At 60.3% G+C, this 17,020-nt stretch carries 12 protein-coding genes; 7 read left to right on the top strand and 5 right to left on the bottom strand.

Going from position 1 to position 17,020, the window contains the following annotated elements:
* Positions 1-596 precede the first annotated feature (596 nt).
* The 3 genes from FBY01_RS22250 to FBY01_RS22260 all read right to left on the bottom strand — a co-directional run bounded on the left by FBY01_RS22250 (position 597) and on the right by FBY01_RS22260 (position 3,176).
* Positions 597-1,496, bottom strand: coding sequence for a hydroxymethylglutaryl-CoA lyase (locus FBY01_RS22250; protein WP_145309573.1), 900 nt, complete (start codon positions 1,494-1,496; stop codon positions 597-599).
* Positions 1,497-1,643: 147 nt separating this feature from the next.
* Positions 1,644-2,045, bottom strand: a complete 402-nt coding sequence (locus FBY01_RS22255; RefSeq protein WP_010458788.1) for a MerR family DNA-binding transcriptional regulator — start codon at positions 2,043-2,045, stop codon at positions 1,644-1,646.
* 201 nt (positions 2,046-2,246) lie between these two features.
* A complete protein-coding gene (locus tag FBY01_RS22260; RefSeq protein WP_008148497.1) occupies positions 2,247-3,176 on the bottom strand; it encodes a LysR family transcriptional regulator in 930 nt (309 codons plus the stop codon).
* 153 nt (positions 3,177-3,329) lie between these two features.
* Between FBY01_RS22260 and FBY01_RS22265 the strand changes: the two genes are divergently transcribed.
* Positions 3,330-4,559 carry an acyl-CoA dehydrogenase gene (locus FBY01_RS22265; RefSeq protein WP_010458791.1) on the top strand — a complete coding sequence of 410 codons (1,230 nt, stop codon included), beginning with the start codon at positions 3,330-3,332 and terminating at the stop codon, positions 4,557-4,559.
* A gap of 114 nt (positions 4,560-4,673) precedes the next feature.
* Here the strand turns inward: FBY01_RS22265 and FBY01_RS22270 are convergent, their stop codons facing one another.
* Both FBY01_RS22270 and xthA read right to left on the bottom strand, forming a co-directional pair.
* Complete coding sequence (locus tag FBY01_RS22270) at positions 4,674-6,014, bottom strand: substrate-binding domain-containing protein (RefSeq protein WP_077749764.1); 1,341 nt, start codon at positions 6,012-6,014, stop codon at positions 4,674-4,676.
* Positions 6,015-6,207: 193 nt separating this feature from the next.
* Complete coding sequence (xthA, locus tag FBY01_RS22275) at positions 6,208-7,020, bottom strand: exodeoxyribonuclease III (RefSeq protein ID WP_010458795.1); 813 nt, start codon at positions 7,018-7,020, stop codon at positions 6,208-6,210.
* 330 nt (positions 7,021-7,350) lie between these two features.
* On the opposite strand from xthA, the gene FBY01_RS22280 reads away from it, so the two are divergent.
* The 6 genes from FBY01_RS22280 (at position 7,351) to FBY01_RS22305 (ending at position 16,879) form a co-directional block, all read left to right on the top strand.
* Complete coding sequence (locus FBY01_RS22280; protein ID WP_010458800.1) at positions 7,351-8,001, top strand: N-acetyltransferase; 651 nt, start codon at positions 7,351-7,353, stop codon at positions 7,999-8,001.
* A 76-nt stretch (positions 8,002-8,077) separates the two neighbouring features.
* Complete coding sequence (locus FBY01_RS22285; protein ID WP_145309575.1) at positions 8,078-9,805, top strand: autotransporter assembly complex family protein; 1,728 nt, start codon at positions 8,078-8,080, stop codon at positions 9,803-9,805.
* Positions 9,802-13,470, top strand: a complete 3,669-nt coding sequence (locus tag FBY01_RS22290; RefSeq protein WP_145309577.1) for a translocation/assembly module TamB domain-containing protein — start codon at positions 9,802-9,804, stop codon at positions 13,468-13,470. The genes FBY01_RS22285 and FBY01_RS22290 overlap by 4 nt, the downstream gene beginning before the upstream one ends.
* 251 nt (positions 13,471-13,721) lie before the next feature.
* Entirely contained in the window at positions 13,722-14,195 is a 474-nt protein-coding gene (locus FBY01_RS22295; protein WP_010458806.1) for a MarR family winged helix-turn-helix transcriptional regulator, read from the top strand.
* Entirely contained in the window at positions 14,192-15,661 is a 1,470-nt protein-coding gene (locus tag FBY01_RS22300; protein WP_077749767.1) for an efflux transporter outer membrane subunit, read from the top strand. Before FBY01_RS22295 ends, FBY01_RS22300 begins: the two co-directional genes overlap by 4 nt.
* Before the next feature lie 15 nt (positions 15,662-15,676).
* A complete protein-coding gene (locus FBY01_RS22305) occupies positions 15,677-16,879 on the top strand; it encodes an efflux RND transporter periplasmic adaptor subunit (RefSeq protein ID WP_077749768.1) in 1,203 nt (400 codons plus the stop codon).
* The last annotated feature ends 141 nt before the right edge of the window (positions 16,880-17,020 follow it).

Consider the following 17,020-nt stretch of genomic DNA (forward strand, 5'->3'; position numbering starts at 1 on the left):
TGGGAGCCAGCAGGCTGGCTCCCACAAGGGCGGTGGTGAAAACCTGGATTGCAGAAAGCACAAAGGGGAGCCGAGGCTCCCCTTTAATTTTCGTCGCACGTGCTCTTTTTTTATTATTGAGGGGCGGTCTGTTGTTGTTTTTAGTGACCGTGACCCTTTACCGCTGTTTTTGTCGATCCCCATCCGGGATCAAGAGCAAACGTATTTTTTTGAGCGCTGATCTACTTTTTCGCTGAGCGATCCAACCAGTTCGGGAGCTACCTGAAGGTAGTTTTATTGTTCTCTGCCCGGTTGCGGGTTACTCCGAAAAGCACCCTGAAAAGCACATCCTCTCCAAAAAAATCTGTTAGCTGCGTCTCTGCCGTGTTGTTTTTGTTATGTCAGAGTCGTTACGTCTTATTTTTATTGGGTTTGCCGCTTTTTTTGTTCTTGTTATGCAGTAGAGATAGCAGAAGCCGTGCCAACTTTAAAAAATCCTTACAAATCAACTATTTAACTTTTTGTAAGATTTTTCCTTCGGATGAAACCAGACAATTTGTTTCCGTGTTACTCGCTTGTGCCCCACGTTTCAGACACAGCGGTAACACCCGCACGCCTCACTGTGCGCTGCGAGCCTTGGCCACGCGCGAACCGGTCGGTCGCCCCAGCACGGAGCAAATCTGCTGGCCGGCCAAAATCAGAGCGTCCAGATCAATGCCGGTCTCAATACCGAGGCCGTTGAGCAGGTAAACCACGTCTTCGGTGGCGATGTTACCGCTGGCGCCCTTGGCGTAAGGGCAGCCGCCGAGGCCGGCGATGGAGCTGTCGAACACCGCGATACCTTCCAGCAGGCTGGCATAGATGTTGGCCATGGCCTGGCCATAAGTGTCGTGGAAGTGCCCGGCCAGTTTTTTACGCGGCACTTGGGCCGACACCACCTCGAACATCGTGCGGGTCGCGCCGGCGGTGCCGGTGCCGATGGTGTCACCCAGGGAGACTTCATAGCAGCCCATCGCGTAAAGCTCGCGGGCGACGTGGGCGACTTGTTCGGGAGCGACGTTACCTTCGTAAGGACAGCCCAGCACGCAGGACACGTAGCCACGCACGCTGACGCCGTGTTGTCTGGCCGCATCCATGATCGGCACGAAGCGCGCCAGGCTTTCGCTGATCGAGCAATTGATGTTGCGTTGCGAAAACGCTTCGGAGGCCGCGGCGAACACCGCGACTTCCTTCACCCCGGCCGCGATTGCATCCTCAAACCCGCGCAGGTTGGGGGCGAGTGCGCCATAGGTCACACCCGGTTTGCGCTGGATTTGCGCAAAGACGTCGGCGGAGCCGGCCATTTGCGGCACCCACTTGGGTGAAACGAAACTGCCGACTTCAATATAGCCAAGGCCCGCAGCGGTCAGCGCGTCGACCAGTTGCACCTTGTCCGCAACGCTGATGGGTTGGGCTTCGTTCTGCAGGCCATCACGGGGACCGACTTCGACCAAACGTACATGAGAGGGTAGGGACATGGAATCGACCTGCTGTAATTGTCTGAATGTTCAGCGAATCCCGTAGGAGCGAAGCTTGCTCGCGAACGCGGTATGTCATTCAACGTTGGTGTCGACTGATGTGGCGCTTTCGCGAGCAAGCTTCGCTCCTACAAGTATCCGGAATGTTTACTGCGCGGGTTGCTGGCTCTTGATCGTCTGCTCCAGCGCCTGGGTGCAGCGCTCCTGCGCGGTGTCCAGTTCCAGTTTCATCTGCTCGATGTCGAGCATCTGCTGTTCCAGCTGTTCGCGGCGCTCGGCGATCTTGCTCAGCATGGTTTGCAGCTGTTTCTGGTTGCCGCCGGTGGGGTCGTAAAGTTCGATCAGCTCGCGGCATTCAGCCAAGGAAAAGCCAATGCGCTTGCCCCGCAGGATCAGCTTCAGACTGACCTTGTCACGGGGCGTATACACGCGTTCCTGGCCACGGCGCTCAGGGCTGAGCAGGCCTTGCTCTTCATAGAAGCGAATGGCCCGCGTGGTGATGTCGAGCTCGCGGGCGAGGTCTGAAATGCTATAGGTCTGGCTGCTCATGGAAGCGCTCGAAGAAGGTCATGGCGCTAAGCTAATGGCAGGTTGACGTTTACGTCAAGGGGCGTGAATTGCTGGCGTCCTTGCTGGCCTCTTCGCGAGCAGGCTCGCTCCCACATTGGATCTGCAAGGAACACAACATCGGTGAGAGATCCCTGTGGGAGCGAGGCTTGCCCGCGAAGAACGATGACGCGGTCCAAAGCCCTACACCTTATCGAGCTTCTTCTCATGCGCCGTCACTTGCTGGCACAACTCGATCATCTGTTCGCGCATCCAGCGGTTGGCCGGGTCCTGGTCAGTGCTTTCGTGCCAGTAGAGGTGCGTTTCCACCGGGGGCACGTCGTTGACCGGCAGGTTCACCGAATACAGGTCATGACGACGGGCGAAGCGCTCCGGCACGGTCATGACCATGTCGGTCTGCTGCAACACCTGGGACGCCATCAGATAATGCTGGGAGCGCAGGGCAATCTTGCGCTGGATGCCCATTTTCCCCAGGGCCAGGTCGACGTGACCCAGACCGCTGCGGCGGCTGGAGATATGAATGTGCGTCAGCGACAGATAATCATCGAGGGTGAATTTCTCCTTGCCCGCCAGCGGATGGCCCTTGCGCATGGCGCAGACGTAGCGGTCTTCCATCAACTTGACGTGACGCACCTGCGGGTCAGTGTTGAGTGGCGCATCCACGGCGAAATCGAGACGCCCGGCCGCCAGTTCCTTGGTGGTCTCGCGGCGCTTGGACAGAAAGCTTTCGATGATCACCGTCGGCGCCAGGCGGCGCAGGCGCTGGAACAGCGGTGGCAGAATCACCGCTTCGGTCAGGTCGGTCATGCTGATGCGATACGTCTTGACCGCTTGCAGCGGGTTAAAAATCCGGCTTTCCTGCACCGACACCCGCAGCAGGGAGAGCGCGTTACGCACCGGTCCGATGATGTTTTGCGCCATCGGCGTCGGCACCATGCCTTGCGCCGTGCGCACGAACAATGGGTCGTTGAAGGTCTCGCGCAGGCGGGCCAGAGCGTTCGAGACGGCTGGCTGAGTAATGCCGACAATCTGCCCGGCTCGGGTCAAATTGGCTTCGGTGTAGATCGCGTCGAAGACGATGAAAAGGTTGAGGTCGACCTTGCTCAGATTCATTGCGCTGCACTCTTATTGTTGGTTCTCAATCAGCCGATCATATATCGGTGATGAATGTTAATACACGCCGAGAATAGGCTAGGTAAATTATCAACGCTGTTCTAGCATCGATGCATGACCTAAAACAACCTCTGCCCAAGAAGGTAATTGCTCATGGATTTCGCTTATTCGCCCAAGGTTCAGGAACTGCGTGAGCGCGTGACCGCGTTCATGGACACTTACGTTTATCCCGCCGAAGCCGTGTTCGAGCGCCAGGTCGCCGAAGGCGATCGCTGGCAGCCGACCGCGATCATGGAAGAGCTCAAACTCAAGGCAAAGGCCGAAGGGTTGTGGAATCTGTTTCTGCCTGAGTCCGAACTCGGTGCCGGCCTGACCAACCTCGAATACGCGCCATTGGCGGAAATCATGGGCCGCTCGCTGCTCGGTCCTGAGCCCTTCAACTGCTCCGCACCGGACACCGGCAACATGGAAGTGCTGGTGCGTTACGCCAACGAAGAACAGAAACAACGCTGGCTCGAACCGCTGCTGCGCGGCGAGATCCGCTCGGCGTTCGCCATGACCGAACCGGACGTTGCTTCATCCGACGCCACCAACATGGCTGCCCGCGCTGTGCGTGACGGCGACGAGTGGGTGATCAACGGTAAAAAGTGGTGGACCTCAGGCGCCTGCGACCCGCGCTGCAAGATTCTGATCTTCATGGGCCTGAGCAATCCTGACGCGCCACGCCACGCCCAGCACTCGATGATTCTGGTGCCGGTGGATGCCCCGGGTGTGAAGATCGTTCGTCCGTTGCCGGTGTTCGGCTACGACGACGCGCCTCACGGCCACGCCGAAGTGCTGTTTGAAAACGTTCGCGTGCCGTATGAAAACGTCCTGCTGGGCGAGGGACGCGGCTTCGAAATCGCCCAGGGTCGCCTTGGCCCTGGCCGGATTCACCACTGCATGCGCTCGATCGGCATGGCCGAGCGTGCGCTGGAGTTGATGTGCAAACGTGCAGTGAGCCGCACCGCGTTCGGTAAACCGTTGGCACGCCTGGGCGGCAACATCGACAAGATCGCCGACTCGCGGATGGAAATCGACATGGCACGCCTGCTGACATTGAAAGCGGCGTACATGATGGACACCGTCGGTAACAAGGTGGCGAAGAGCGAGATCGCGCAGATCAAAGTCGTCGCGCCGAACGTGGCCCTGCGGGTGATCGATCGGGCCATCCAGATGCATGGCGGGGCAGGGGTTTCCAACGATTTCCCGCTGGCCTATATGTATGCGATGCAACGCACTCTGCGCCTGGCCGATGGCCCGGACGAAGTGCACCGCGCGGCAATCGGCAAGTTCGAGATCGGCAAGTATGTGCCGAAAGAGATGATGCGTAGCGGGCAGTAAAACAGCGTCATCGTTCTTCGCGGGCAAGCCTCGCTCCTACAGGGATCACTATTCTCTGCAGGAGCGAGGCTTGCCCGCGAAGGCGTCGACCCATTCAACACAGCAACATCTGACTCAATATACCCAAACCTCTACCCGCCGATTCTTGATCCGCCCCTCATCCGCGCTATTCGCCGCCACCGGCATTTCGGCGCCAAAGCCGCGAATCTCGCGAAACACCACGCCGCTTTTCACCAGTTCCCGCCGCACCGCCATGGCCCGCAGTTTCGATAACAGATCGGCACGCGCCGGATCGCTCTTGGCATCACCAAATCCCACCAGCGTCACCTGCCGATTGGTTTTATCGTGCTGCTTTATATAGTCGAGCACCCGCGACAAGTCTTGTCGGGCCTTGTTGTCCAGCGTCGCGCTGCCTTCCTCGAAACGGAAATTCACCGACAGCCGCTGGGCGTGGCGACTTAGTGCCTGGTATCCCTCGGGCATCAGTGCATTTGGCGTAACCGTCATGGCCTGGACGGTCTGCGCGATAAAACCATTGGCTGCGACGATTTCCTGCCCTTTGCTGCTTTGCGCGAACGCCACCAGCGCTTGTGCCCAAGGATTTTTCCCGGTGGGCGGCAGGTAAAAGAACAGCCGCCGGGACAGCGGATAGTCTTCCGTGGCAATAAGGTTGTTGAGCGGCAGCATGGCCTGGGATTGGCCATCGGCAATCGCCACGGCTTTGGCCTGGCGCACGTAGGGCAAACCGATAAAACCGATGCCTTGCCGATCCAGACTGACGGCGTCGGACAATTGCTCGCTGGATTCGAAGCGTTTCGCGGCGCTGTTGAGCGTTTTCCCGCGGCGGCTGAGGACCAATTCCTTGAAGGTGTCGTAGGTGCCCGATTGGTCATCCCGCGCATACAGGTGAATTGTCCCGCCGCTGCCACCGAGCTCTTCCCAGGTTTTTGCCTCACCGCTGAAAATTCGCGCCAATTGGTCGGTGCTGAGCTGGTTCAGCGGATTTTGCGGATGGAGGATGATCGCCAGGCCATCGATGGCGATGACTTGTTCGGCGCCGGGGCTTTTGAAGTCGCCCAGGGTTTTGAGCTCGACTCGTTCGCTGTCCTTGATCGGGCGTGACGAGGCGGCGAGGTCGGCGGATGCTGTTTTGAGGGTGCTGAACCCGGTGCTGGAACCATGAGCCGCGACGTCCACTATCACCCGTCGTCCCTGAACCGTTTCGCCGACGATACGTTGTTCGTTGGCTTTGTCCGGGACTTCACTGCGGACCTTGAGCAAGCCTTGTTCGCGCATCAGTCCTTCGACCAGCGCCGGCCCCAACGCGGCGCCAATGGTGTTGGAACCCTGGATGCGCAGGACGGGGCTGTTTTCGGGCGTCGGCAGATCGCCCGCTGAGGTGGTGAAGGGCAAACAGGCACACAGCATCAACAGGAACGATCTGCACAGCGTCATGCCGGCACCTTGTTTGGCCAAAGGAAGTGCCGGGAGAATAAGTCAGTTAGATTTCTAAAAGATGACAGTCACTAGGCGTGGGAGCGAGCCTGCTCGCGATGAGGGCTTAACAGTCAACACTTGTATTGAATGTAAGTCCGCTATCGCGAGCAGGCTCGCTCCCACAATTTGATCTGTGTAAAGCCTGGGGGAATCAGCTCAACTCAAGCCAGATCGGCGCATGATCCGATGGTTTTTCCATCCCACGCAGTTCGTAGTCCACTCCCGCATCCTTGACGCGCGGCAACAACCCATGGGACGCCATGATCAGGTCAATCCGCAGCCCGCGCTTGGGTTCGTCTTCAAAACCGCGGCTGCGGTAGTCGAACCAGCTGAACCGGTCGGCCACGTCCGGGTTCAAGTGACGGAAACTGTCGACCAGGCCCCAGTTCTTCAAGCGGGCCATCCACTCGCGTTCTTCCGGCAGAAAGCTGCATTTTCCGGTTTTCAGCCAGCGTTTCATGTTGTCCGGGCCGATGCCGATGTCGCAGTCTTCCGGAGAAATGTTCACGTCGCCCATCACCACCACTGGCTGTTCATTGCTGAACTGGCTTTCCAGCAACTGCTGCAGGTCGCCGTAGAAACGCTCCTTGGCCGGGAACTTGGTGGGGTGATCGCGGCTTTCGCCCTGTGGGAAATAGCCGTTCATGATGGTCACCGGCACGCCATTGGCGTCGGCGAACGTGCCCCAGATGAAGCGTCGTTGGGCCTCTTCGTCGTCGGTGGCGAAGCCTTTATGCAGGGCAATCGGTTCTTTGCGCGAGAGCAGGGCGACGCCGTAATGGCCTTTCTGCCCGTGGAAATACACGTGATAACCCAGCGCCTGTACCTCGGCCAGCGGGAACTGGTCGTCGTGAACCTTGGTTTCCTGCAGCCCGATCACGTCCGGCTGGTGCTTGTCGATCAGCGCCGCCAGCTGATGCGGGCGAGCGCGCAGCCCGTTGATGTTGAAGGAGACGATCTTCATGGTCGGCAGTCCTGGCAAAAGGGCGATGCTAGCTGACCTGTGGGAATCGGGCCAGTGTTGGGGTGAGGGGATTCACTGTGTTCTGTCAGATCTGTATTGGCAGTCAGGGCCTCATCGCGGGCAAGCCACGCCTGCAAGGTTCTCCAGCGGACACAAATTTTGTGTACGCCACAGAAACTGTGGGAACGTGGCTTGCCCGCGATGAGGCCCGTCCAGTCGATGAAGAGCCCGCCTTGGTCTATACCTGTGGGGGAACTGTATTGCCACCCAAAGGCTCGTACCAATAAGAGCGCCGCCATTTTGAGCAGCGCCCCGGGGAGATCTACCGTTATGCCCGAAACCTCGACCGCCATTGCCGATATCCACATGCTCGACAGCGGCTATGCCCACGAAGCGCGCTCCCTGCTTTACCACGCTTACCGGCACGAACCGACCTTCGGCTATTTGTTCGAGGCCGAACGTCCCGGCTATGAGCACCGTGTGCGAGCGACCGTGCGGGAACTGGTCAAACAACACTTTCTTCAGGATCTGCCGGCCATCGGCCTGCTGGTCAACGACCGCCTGATCGGCATCGCCCTGATCGCTCCACCGCAACGTCGATTGGGCATCACCGAAAGCTGGGCCTGGCGTCTGCGCATGGTGCTCAGCGCCGGTTTCCGTTGTACCCGTCGTTACCTCGATTACCACGCTGCCGTTGCCGCTTGTGTGCCGTCCGACTCGGTGCATGTCCTGCCGTTGCTGGGGATTCACCCGCAGTTCCAGGGCAAACACTTCGGCGAGCAACTGCTGCAAGCGGTGCATAACTGGTGTGCCGTGGATGAAACCTCCCAGGGTGTGATTCTGGACACCGGGAATCCTCGTTATCTGGAATTCTATAAGCGTCAGGGCTACGAGGAAATCGGCGAGGTAGCGGTAGGACCGATCCGCGAACACGTATTTTTCCACGCCAATCCCCAGGTGTTACAAACAGCAACGGCATAAACGTAAACTTTCGGTAGAACTTTCACTGCATGCCAGGCTCTATCACGCTCCCAAGCTCGTGATAGCATCCGCGCCTATGAAGTTTCCAGGAAGAATTACCAGTGGCGTGCTGATGCTGTTCACCAGCTGCGCGGCACTGGCGCAAAGTGAATTGGATGTGCGGATCAAACCGTCCAACGATGAACTGAAAGCCAATATAGAGGGCTATATCGGCAGCCTCGGCGATCGTGACGAAGAAGCCTTGCTGCGCTTCAGTCGTGGCGCCGAGGAACAGGCGCGCAAGGCCGCCCAGGCGTTGGGCTATTACCAGCCGCAGATCGACAGCGACGTGAAGGGCGGCGAGACGCCGCGCCTGATCCTCAACATCGATCCTGGCGAGCCGGTGCATTTGCGCAATGTCACGATTCGCGTCGACGGCCCGGCGGCCTCGCTCAAATCCTTTCGTGTCCCCAAAAGCGCTGCGCTGAAAACCGGCGCGGTGCTGAACCATGGCCGTTATGAAGACGCCAAGAAAATGATCCAGAATCAGGCCTCGCGTTACGGTTTCTTCAGCGGCCACTTCACGCATCAGACGTTGTCGGTGGACCCACGCGCCGGTGTCGCCGACATCGACCTCGTCTATGACAGCGGCCCGCGTTATGCCCTGGGCAAGGTCAGTTTCGAGGGAGATACGCCGTTCGACGAAGACTTGTTGCGGCGCATGGTGCCGTTCAAGGAAGGCGCACCCTATGACTCTGAACTGATTGCCGAACTCAATCAGGCGATGCAATCGAGCGGCTATTTCGAAAGCGTGCGGGTGGACGCGGCGCCGACGGCGTCCAAGAACGATGTGATCCCGGTCGACGTCAAACTCGAAACCCGCAAACCACGGACCATGGGCCTGGGGCTGGGTTATTCCACCGACGTCGGTCCCCGGGTCAAGGCCAACTGGACCCGGCACTGGGTCAACCCGCAAGGGCACAGCTATGGCTGGGAGACCGAAATATCGGCGCCACGGCAGAACGTCGGGGTGTTCTACGACATTCCCCTGGACCCGCCGCTGACCGACAAATTGCGTTTTGCCGGTGGTTATCAAAACGAAGAAATCGCCGACAAGGACTCCCTGAGCAAACTCCTGACGGTTGGCCCCGAATGGCACAGCAAGTTGCCCAGTGGCTGGCAGCGCGTGGTCTCGCTCAAGTGGCAACGCGAGGAATACCGGCTCGGGGATGACTCCGGACTCAGTACCCTGCTGATGCCCGGCGTCAGTTATTCCTACCTGAAAAGCGACAACCGCATCGACCCGCACAATGGCTATCGCCTGGAATTCGAGAGCAAAGTGGCGAAGGAAGGCTTGGGGTCCGACAACAACCTGATCTACGGCACGGCGCTGGTCAAAGGCTTGACCACGGTCTTCGACAAGCACCGTTTCCTCGGTCGGGTTCAGGTCGGCGGCAGCGCCACCAACGGCTACAAATCGATACCGCCGTCGTTGCGCTTTTTTGCCGGTGGCGATCAGAGCGTGCGCGGCTATGACTATCAAAGCCTGTCCCCGGAAAACTCTGACGGCGACCGCATCGGTGGCCGCTATATGATCACCGGCAGCGTCGAATATCAGTACTCCGTCGCCGAAAAATGGCGGGTCGCGACCTTCGTTGACCAGGGCAACTCCTTCAATACACTCGAACTGCCGAACCTCAAGACCGGCGTGGGCATCGGCGTGCGCTGGGTGTCCCCGGTGGGGCCGATTCGTCTCGACCTGGCCCACGCGATGGACGACGACGGCGGCATTCGACTGCACTTTTCCATGGGGCCCGAGCTGTGAAGCGTGGTTTGAAAATAACGCTGCTGGCGATTCCGGCGCTGCTGATGCTGGTCGTTCTGGCCGTGACCACGGTGCTGGGCACTGCGGCGGGCAGTCGCTGGGCGCTCGGCTGGGTGCCGGGCCTGACCGTGGAGAATTTCCAGGGCCGATTGGGCGGGCAGTGGAGTGCCGATCATCTGGTGTGGCAGCAGGACACCCGTCGGGTTGAGCTGAGCAAACCGATATTCGCCTGGTCGCCGTTGTGCCTGATGCGCATGACCTTGTGCATCGAGCAATTGAAGGCCGATCAGGTCAGCCTGCAATTCCCGCCGGGCAACGAAGAAGACAACGGCGGGCCAATCACGCTCCCGGATCTGGATTTGCCCCTGGCGATCGAATTGGGTGATGTGCAAGTCGGCAGTCTGCTGTTCAACGGCAGCGAAGAACTCAAAGGCCTGCAACTGGCCGCGCACTGGACGGTGCAAGGCTTGCAGATCGACTCGGTGAAGTTGCAGCGTGACGAGCTCAGCCTGAACCTGTCAGGCCTGCTGCAACCCAGCGGCAACTGGCCGCTCAAGGCTGAAGGTACGTTGACCCTGCCGGCCCCCGAGCCTTGGAGCCTGGCGTTGAAGGTGGACGGCGACCTGCTGAAAACCCTGAATCTTAAAGCCGACAGCAGCGGTTACTTGAATGGCCAACTGACCGGCGAGCTGCAACCGCTGGTCGACAACCTTCCGGCCAAAGTACGGATCACCGCCGACGGCTTCAAACCCAGCGCCGACCTGCCGGACACCTTGCAACTCAATCAACTCGAGCTTACCGGTGACGGCGACCTGAAAAACGGTTACCAGTTGCTCGGCAAAGCCACGCTGCCCGCTGAAAAAGGCCCGGTGGCGCTGGTGCTGCAAGGCAAGGTCGATGCCAGCAGCGCGCAGATTGCTGCCCTCGACCTGACGGCCAACGACAAGCAATCACTCAAGCTCACCGGCAAACTCGACTGGACCAAAGGCCTGAGCGCCGATGCGAAGATCGACTGGCTGGATTTCCCGTGGCACCGTCTCTATCCGTTGATCGACGAGCCAGAAGTGGTGTTGCGCCGCTTCAACGGTGAAGTCTCCTACACCGACGGAAAATACATCGGTCACTTCAAATCGGCCCTCGATGGCCCGGCAGGTGCGTTCAGCCTCGAAAGCCCGTTCAGCGGCGACCTGACGAAAATCTATCTGCAACAGATTCAACTCGAAGCCGGGCAGGGCAAAGCCATCGGGCATCTGAACCTGCAGTTTGCCGATGGCATCGGCTGGGACACCGCGCTCGATCTGTCGGCGATCAACCCGGCGTATTGGGTCGCGGAGTTACCGGGGACGCTGGCCGGACCGTTGCGCAGCAAAGGCGAGATGAAGAATGAAAAACTCAGCCTGGATGCCGACCTCGACCTCAAAGGCAAACTGCGCGGCCAACCGGCGGTGATCCAGGCCAAGGCCGACGGCGGCGGTGAACAATGGAACCTCAATGCGCTGCAAATCCGCCTCGGTGACAACAGCATCACCGGCAAGGGCAGTCTGCAACAGAAGCTCGCCGGGCAGATCGACATCAAGCTGCCACGTCTGGCCCAACTCTGGCCGCAACTGCGCGGACAGCTCAACGGCCGCATTGATGTCGCCGGCACGCTCAAGGCACCGCAAGGCAAGCTCGGGCTGCAAGGCACGCAGCTGGCTTTCGAAGACAATCGTCTGCAAAGCCTGAACCTGGACGCGACCCTCGATGGCGCGCAGCGGGCGAAAATCGACCTCAAAGGCAGCGGCATCCAGGCCGGCGACACCTCGCTGGGCACGCTGACCGCCAGCGGCCAGGGCGATATCAAGAACCAGAAACTCACCCTCGATCTGCAAGGTCCGAAACTGAAACTGGCGCTCGGGCTGGACGGTAATCTGGACAAGGGCAATTGGCGCGGACGCCTGGCCAGCGGAGATATCCAGGCCGGCGGTCAGGACTGGAAGCTGCAAGGCCCGGCGAAACTTGAACGGCTGGCGGACGGCAAGATCAACTTCGGCGCCCATTGCTGGATGTCCGGCCCCGCCAGTCTGTGTGGCGAAGACCAGCGCCTGATGCCGGAACCGAAGCTGCGTTATCACCTCAAGCAATTCCCGATCGAAAGCCTCGCGCAATGGTTGCCGAAAGATTTCGCCTGGAAGGGCCGGCTCAATGCCGACCTGCAACTGGACCTGCCGGCCAGCGGCCCAAACGGCCAGATCAGCGTCGATGCCAGCGGCGGTACGTTGCGCATCAAGGAAAAGGATCAGTGGCTGGACTTCCCGTACCAGACCCTGAAGCTCACCAGCAAACTCACGCCCAAACGCATCGACACCGACCTCAATTTCGTCGTCGGCAAGCTCGGCGAACTGAGGGTGCAGGCGCAGATCAATCCGCTGCTGAAAAACAAACCGCTCACCGGCTCGTTCCGTCTCAGTGGCCTGGATCTGTCGGTGGCGCGGCCATTTGTGCCAATGGTCGAGAAACTCACCGGGCGCTTGAACGGCAGTGGCACGCTGTCCGGCGATCTGCTGGCACCGCAGGTGAACGGCAATCTGCTGCTCAGCGATGGCGAAGTGTCCGGGCCTGAATTGCCGATGGAGTTGCAGGGCTTGCAGCTTCAAGCGCAGATCGCCGGCGAAACGGTGCAGTTGAACGGCGGCTGGAAAAGCGGCAAGGCCGGGCAGGGCAGTCTCAACGGCCACATCGCCTGGGGCCAGGCGCTGGTGGTGGACCTGACGCTCAAGGGCTCACAGTTGCCCGTCACCGTCGAACCCTATGCCAAACTCGAAGTGGCGCCGGACCTGAAGATCTCGATAAAAGACGAGCAACTGGCGATCGCCGGCAAAGTGCGGGTGCCCAAGGGCGAAATCACCGTGCGCGAGTTGCCGCCGTCGACGGTCAAGGTTTCCGATGACACGGTGATCGTCGGCCAGCAGACCGAAGAGGGCAAACCGCCGTTGACCATGAAAATGGACATCGACGTGGTGGTGGGTGAGGACAAACTCAGCTTCGCCGGGTTTGGCCTGACCGCCAACCTGCAAGGGCATGTGCACATTGGCGACAACATGGACACCCGAGGCGAACTCTGGCTCAACGACGGGCGTTACCGGGCGTACGGACAGCGGCTGACGGTGCGCCGTGCGCGGCTGCTGTTCGCCGGCCCGATTGACCAGCCGTACCTGGACATCGAAGCCATTCGGCGGACCGACGACGTGATCGCCGGTATTCGCCTCAGCGGCAGCGCCGAGCAGCCGACCACGCAGATCTTCTCCGAGCCGGCCATGAGTCAGGAGCAGGCGTTGTCCTATCTGGTGCTGGGGCGTCCGCTAAGCACCAACGGTGAAGACAACAACATGCTGGCCCAGGCTGCGCTCGGGTTGGGGTTGATGGGCAGTTCGGGAGTGACCGGCAAACTGGCCAACGACCTGGGGATTCAGGATTTCCAGCTCGACACCCAGGGCAGCGGCAATACCACCAGCGTCGTGGCCAGCGGCAATATCTCCGAGAAGCTCAGCCTGCGCTATGGCGTGGGCGTGTTCGAGCCGGCCAACACCATTGCCTTGCGCTACAAACTGAGCAAAAAGGTCTACCTCGAAGCCGCCGGCGGCGTGGCCAGTTCGCTGGACATCTTCTACAAGCGGGACTTCTAAAACCGCCGTCTTCTCCCAAACCGAGTCGCTGCCATCGCGAGCAGGCTCGCTCCCACAGAGATCACACCGAACTCTTGTGAGAGCGAGCCTGCTCGCGATGGGCGTGCTGCGGTCATCGATCCGAAGCAATTTTTTTCGTAAGCCATTTATCGACCAAATAGAAAGCTTCCTAACTATTACGTTGACATTCGCTGCCTAGGCAGTAACATCTCGTCATACATTCTCTGCCTAGGCAGCTAATTGGTGGCCAGATGAAACACTTCACCCCAGACGAATTCCACACGTGCCATCTCGGCCTCCTGCTCGGGCGCGCTGCGCTGCTCAAGGACCGGATCATCGACACGCACATGGAGCCCCACGGCATCACCGCCGCGCAGTTCAAAGTGCTGATCATCATGGCCCAGTTCGGCGTCGATACCCCGGCCGAGCTGTGCCGTCACCTGTCGCTGGACAGCGGTTCGATGACTCGCATGCTCGACCGTCTGGAACAGAAAGGTTTTCTCGCCCGCCAACGTTCCGAAGCAGATCGCCGTCAGGTGCAACTGGTGCTCACCGAGCAAGGCCAGCAATTGACCGACCGTCTGCCGGAGATCGGCGCCGACGCCATGAATGAACTGGCCGGCGCGATCACCCCGGATGAGCTGAAAACCCTGGAGCAGATCCTCAAGAAAATCCTTGTGGCAGCCGGTGACTCGATCACCTTGCTGCGGGTAGGTGACAAATGAGCAGTAAAACGCTGCGTGCCGGCCTGAGCCTGGTGCTGGCGGCCATGACCCTGGCCGGTTGCGCCAGTTACAGCGGCCTGAACACCGAAGGCGTCAGCCTTGATGCGAAAAACCTCAAGGCCGGGCAATCCCTCAGCGGCGTGACTCTGTCGCCCGCGGCCTGGCCGAAAAGCGACTGGTGGAAAAGCCTCGGTGATCCACAGCTCAATGGCCTGATCCGCGAAGCCCTGCACGACAGCCCCGACATGCAGATCGCCGACGCCCGCGCCCACCAGGCCAGCGCCGCCGCGTATGCCGCCGATGCCGCGCGGATGCCGACCCTCGATGCCAGCGCCGGAGTCAGCCGTTCGCGCCTGGCACGAGATCAAGACCCGAGCGGGCAGGGCGGTACGTATTCCACCGTGCGCAACATCGGCGCCAGTTTCAATTACAACTTCGACCTCTGGGGCGGTCAGCGGGATGCCTGGGAAGCTGCATTGGGCGAGGCCCGTGCGGCCGAAGTCGATCAGCAGGCCGCGCAATTGACCTTGTCCGCCGATGTCGCCCGCGCCTATAGCGACTTGGGGCAGGCGCACATCGTCTATGACCTGGCCAATGAAGACCTCAAGCGCACCAAACAAATGCTTGAACTGAGCCAGCGCCGCCTGAGCTCGGGGATCGACAGCCAATACCAGTTCCAGCAAACCGAAAGCCTGGAAGCCAGCTCCGAAGCGAGCCTGATCGACGCCGAAAAACGCCTGCAAAGCGCAAAAATCGCCTTGGCCGTGCTGCTCGGCAAAGGCCCGGATCGCGGCAATGAAATCGCCCGGCCGAAGATCCTGCAAGCCAGCGCCGTGGCATTGCCATCGGTATTGCCCGCCGAGTTGCTCGGTCGTCGTCCAGACCTGGTCGCCGCGCGCTGGCGGGTCGAGGCCGCGAGCAAGAACATCGCCGCCGGCAAGACCCAGTTCTACCCCAACCTCAACCTGAGCGCCGCGGCCGGTGCCGAATCGTTGTTGGGAGATGCGATGTTTGGTTCGGCCAGCCGTTTCTTTAATGTTGCGCCGACTATCTCCGTGCCGATTTTCGACGGCGGCCGCTTGCGTGCCGACCTCGATTCCCGCGACGCCGATTACGACCTCGCGGTGGCGCAGTACAACAAAAGCCTGGTGAAAGCCTTGGGTGATGTCAGTGACACCATCAACCAGTTGCGCGACATCGGCCGGCAGATCGGGGCGCAGCAACACGCCACCGACATTGCCCAGGATTCTTACAACACCGTGGTCCAGCGGTACGGTTCCGGCATCGGAAACTACCTGGACGTGCTCAGCATCGAGCAGCAATTGCTCCAGGCCCAGCGCCAGCTGGCCAACCTGAATGCCGAGCAGATCGACCTGTCGATCCAACTGATGCAGGCGCTGGGCGGCGGCTTCCAGGGCGAAACCCTGACCGCAGCCAACGCACTCCCAGCCACGCAGCACAATTAATTCAAGGTATTGGTCATGGCCACTGCAGAACACACACAAACCCCTGACAACGCTCCTGACACCAGCAACCCGCGCAAACGCAAAGTCATGCTGGTGGTGCTCGCGATCGTGGTGATCCTCGCCGGTGTCGCCGTCTGGGGATATCACGAATTTTACGGGCGCTGGAACGAAAGCACCGACGACGCCTATGTGAACGGTAACGTGGTGGAAATCACCCCGCTGGTCACCGGCACCGTGGTCAGTATCGGCGCGGATGATGGCGACCTGGTCCATGAAGGCCAGGTGCTGATCAACTTCGACCCGAACGATGCCCAAGTCGGTCTGCAAAGTGCCCAGGCCAACCTGGCGCGCACCGTGCGTCAGGTGCGCGGTTTGTACAGCAACGTCGACGGCATGAAAGCCCAGGTCAACGCCCAGCAGGCGGAAGTGCAGAAGGCTCAGGACAACTTCAATCGCCGGAAAAACCTCGCCGCTGGCGGGGCGATTTCCCAGGAAGAGCTGTCCCACGCTCGCGACGACCTCACCTCAGCGCAAAACGCCCTGGCCAACGCCAGACAGCAACTGAAAACCACAAGCGCCTTGGTGGATGACACCGTGGTCTCGTCGCACCCGGACGTGATGGCGGCGGCCGCGCAATTGCGTCAGGCCTACTTGAACAATTCCCGCAGCACCTTGATCGCGCCGGTCACCGGGTACGTGGCCAAACGCTCGGTACAACTGGGCCAGCGCGTCCAGCCGGGCACGGCGCTGATGGCGGTCATTCCGCTGGATCAGCTGTGGATCGACGCCAACTTCAAGGAAACCCAGCTGCGTGACATGCGCATCGGCCAACCGGTGGATATCGAAGCTGACCTCTACGGCAGCGACGTGAAGTTCAGCGGCACCATCGACAGCCTCGGCGCCGGTACCGGCAGCGCGTTTGCCTTGCTGCCGGCGCAGAACGCCACCGGTAACTGGATCAAGATCGTGCAGCGGGTGCCGGTGCGGATTCACATCAACGCCGAAGAACTGGCCAAGCATCCATTGCGGGTCGGCCTGTCGACTCAGGTCGATGTGAACCTGCGCGATCAGAGCGGCCCGGTGCTGGCGCAACAGCCGCCGCAAAAGGCGTCCTTCAGCACCAACGTCTACGACCGTCAGTTGGCCGAGGCCGACGCGATGATCACTCAGTTGATCCACGACAACAGCGCTGCGGCCAGTAAAACCGTCCAGCGCTGATACCTCCCCTGTGGGAGCGAGCTTTTGTGGGGGGGGGGGGGGGGGCCCCCCCCCCAAAAACCCCCACCCCCAACCACCGCCGGGGCCAGGCGGAAGCGGGCCCGCCCCGCCCCCGGTAGGGGGGGAGAGAGGGGCGAAACA

This window comes from Pseudomonas sp. SJZ077 (assembly GCF_007993905.1).
GTDB classification, from domain to species: domain Bacteria; phylum Pseudomonadota; class Gammaproteobacteria; order Pseudomonadales; family Pseudomonadaceae; genus Aquipseudomonas; species Aquipseudomonas mandelii.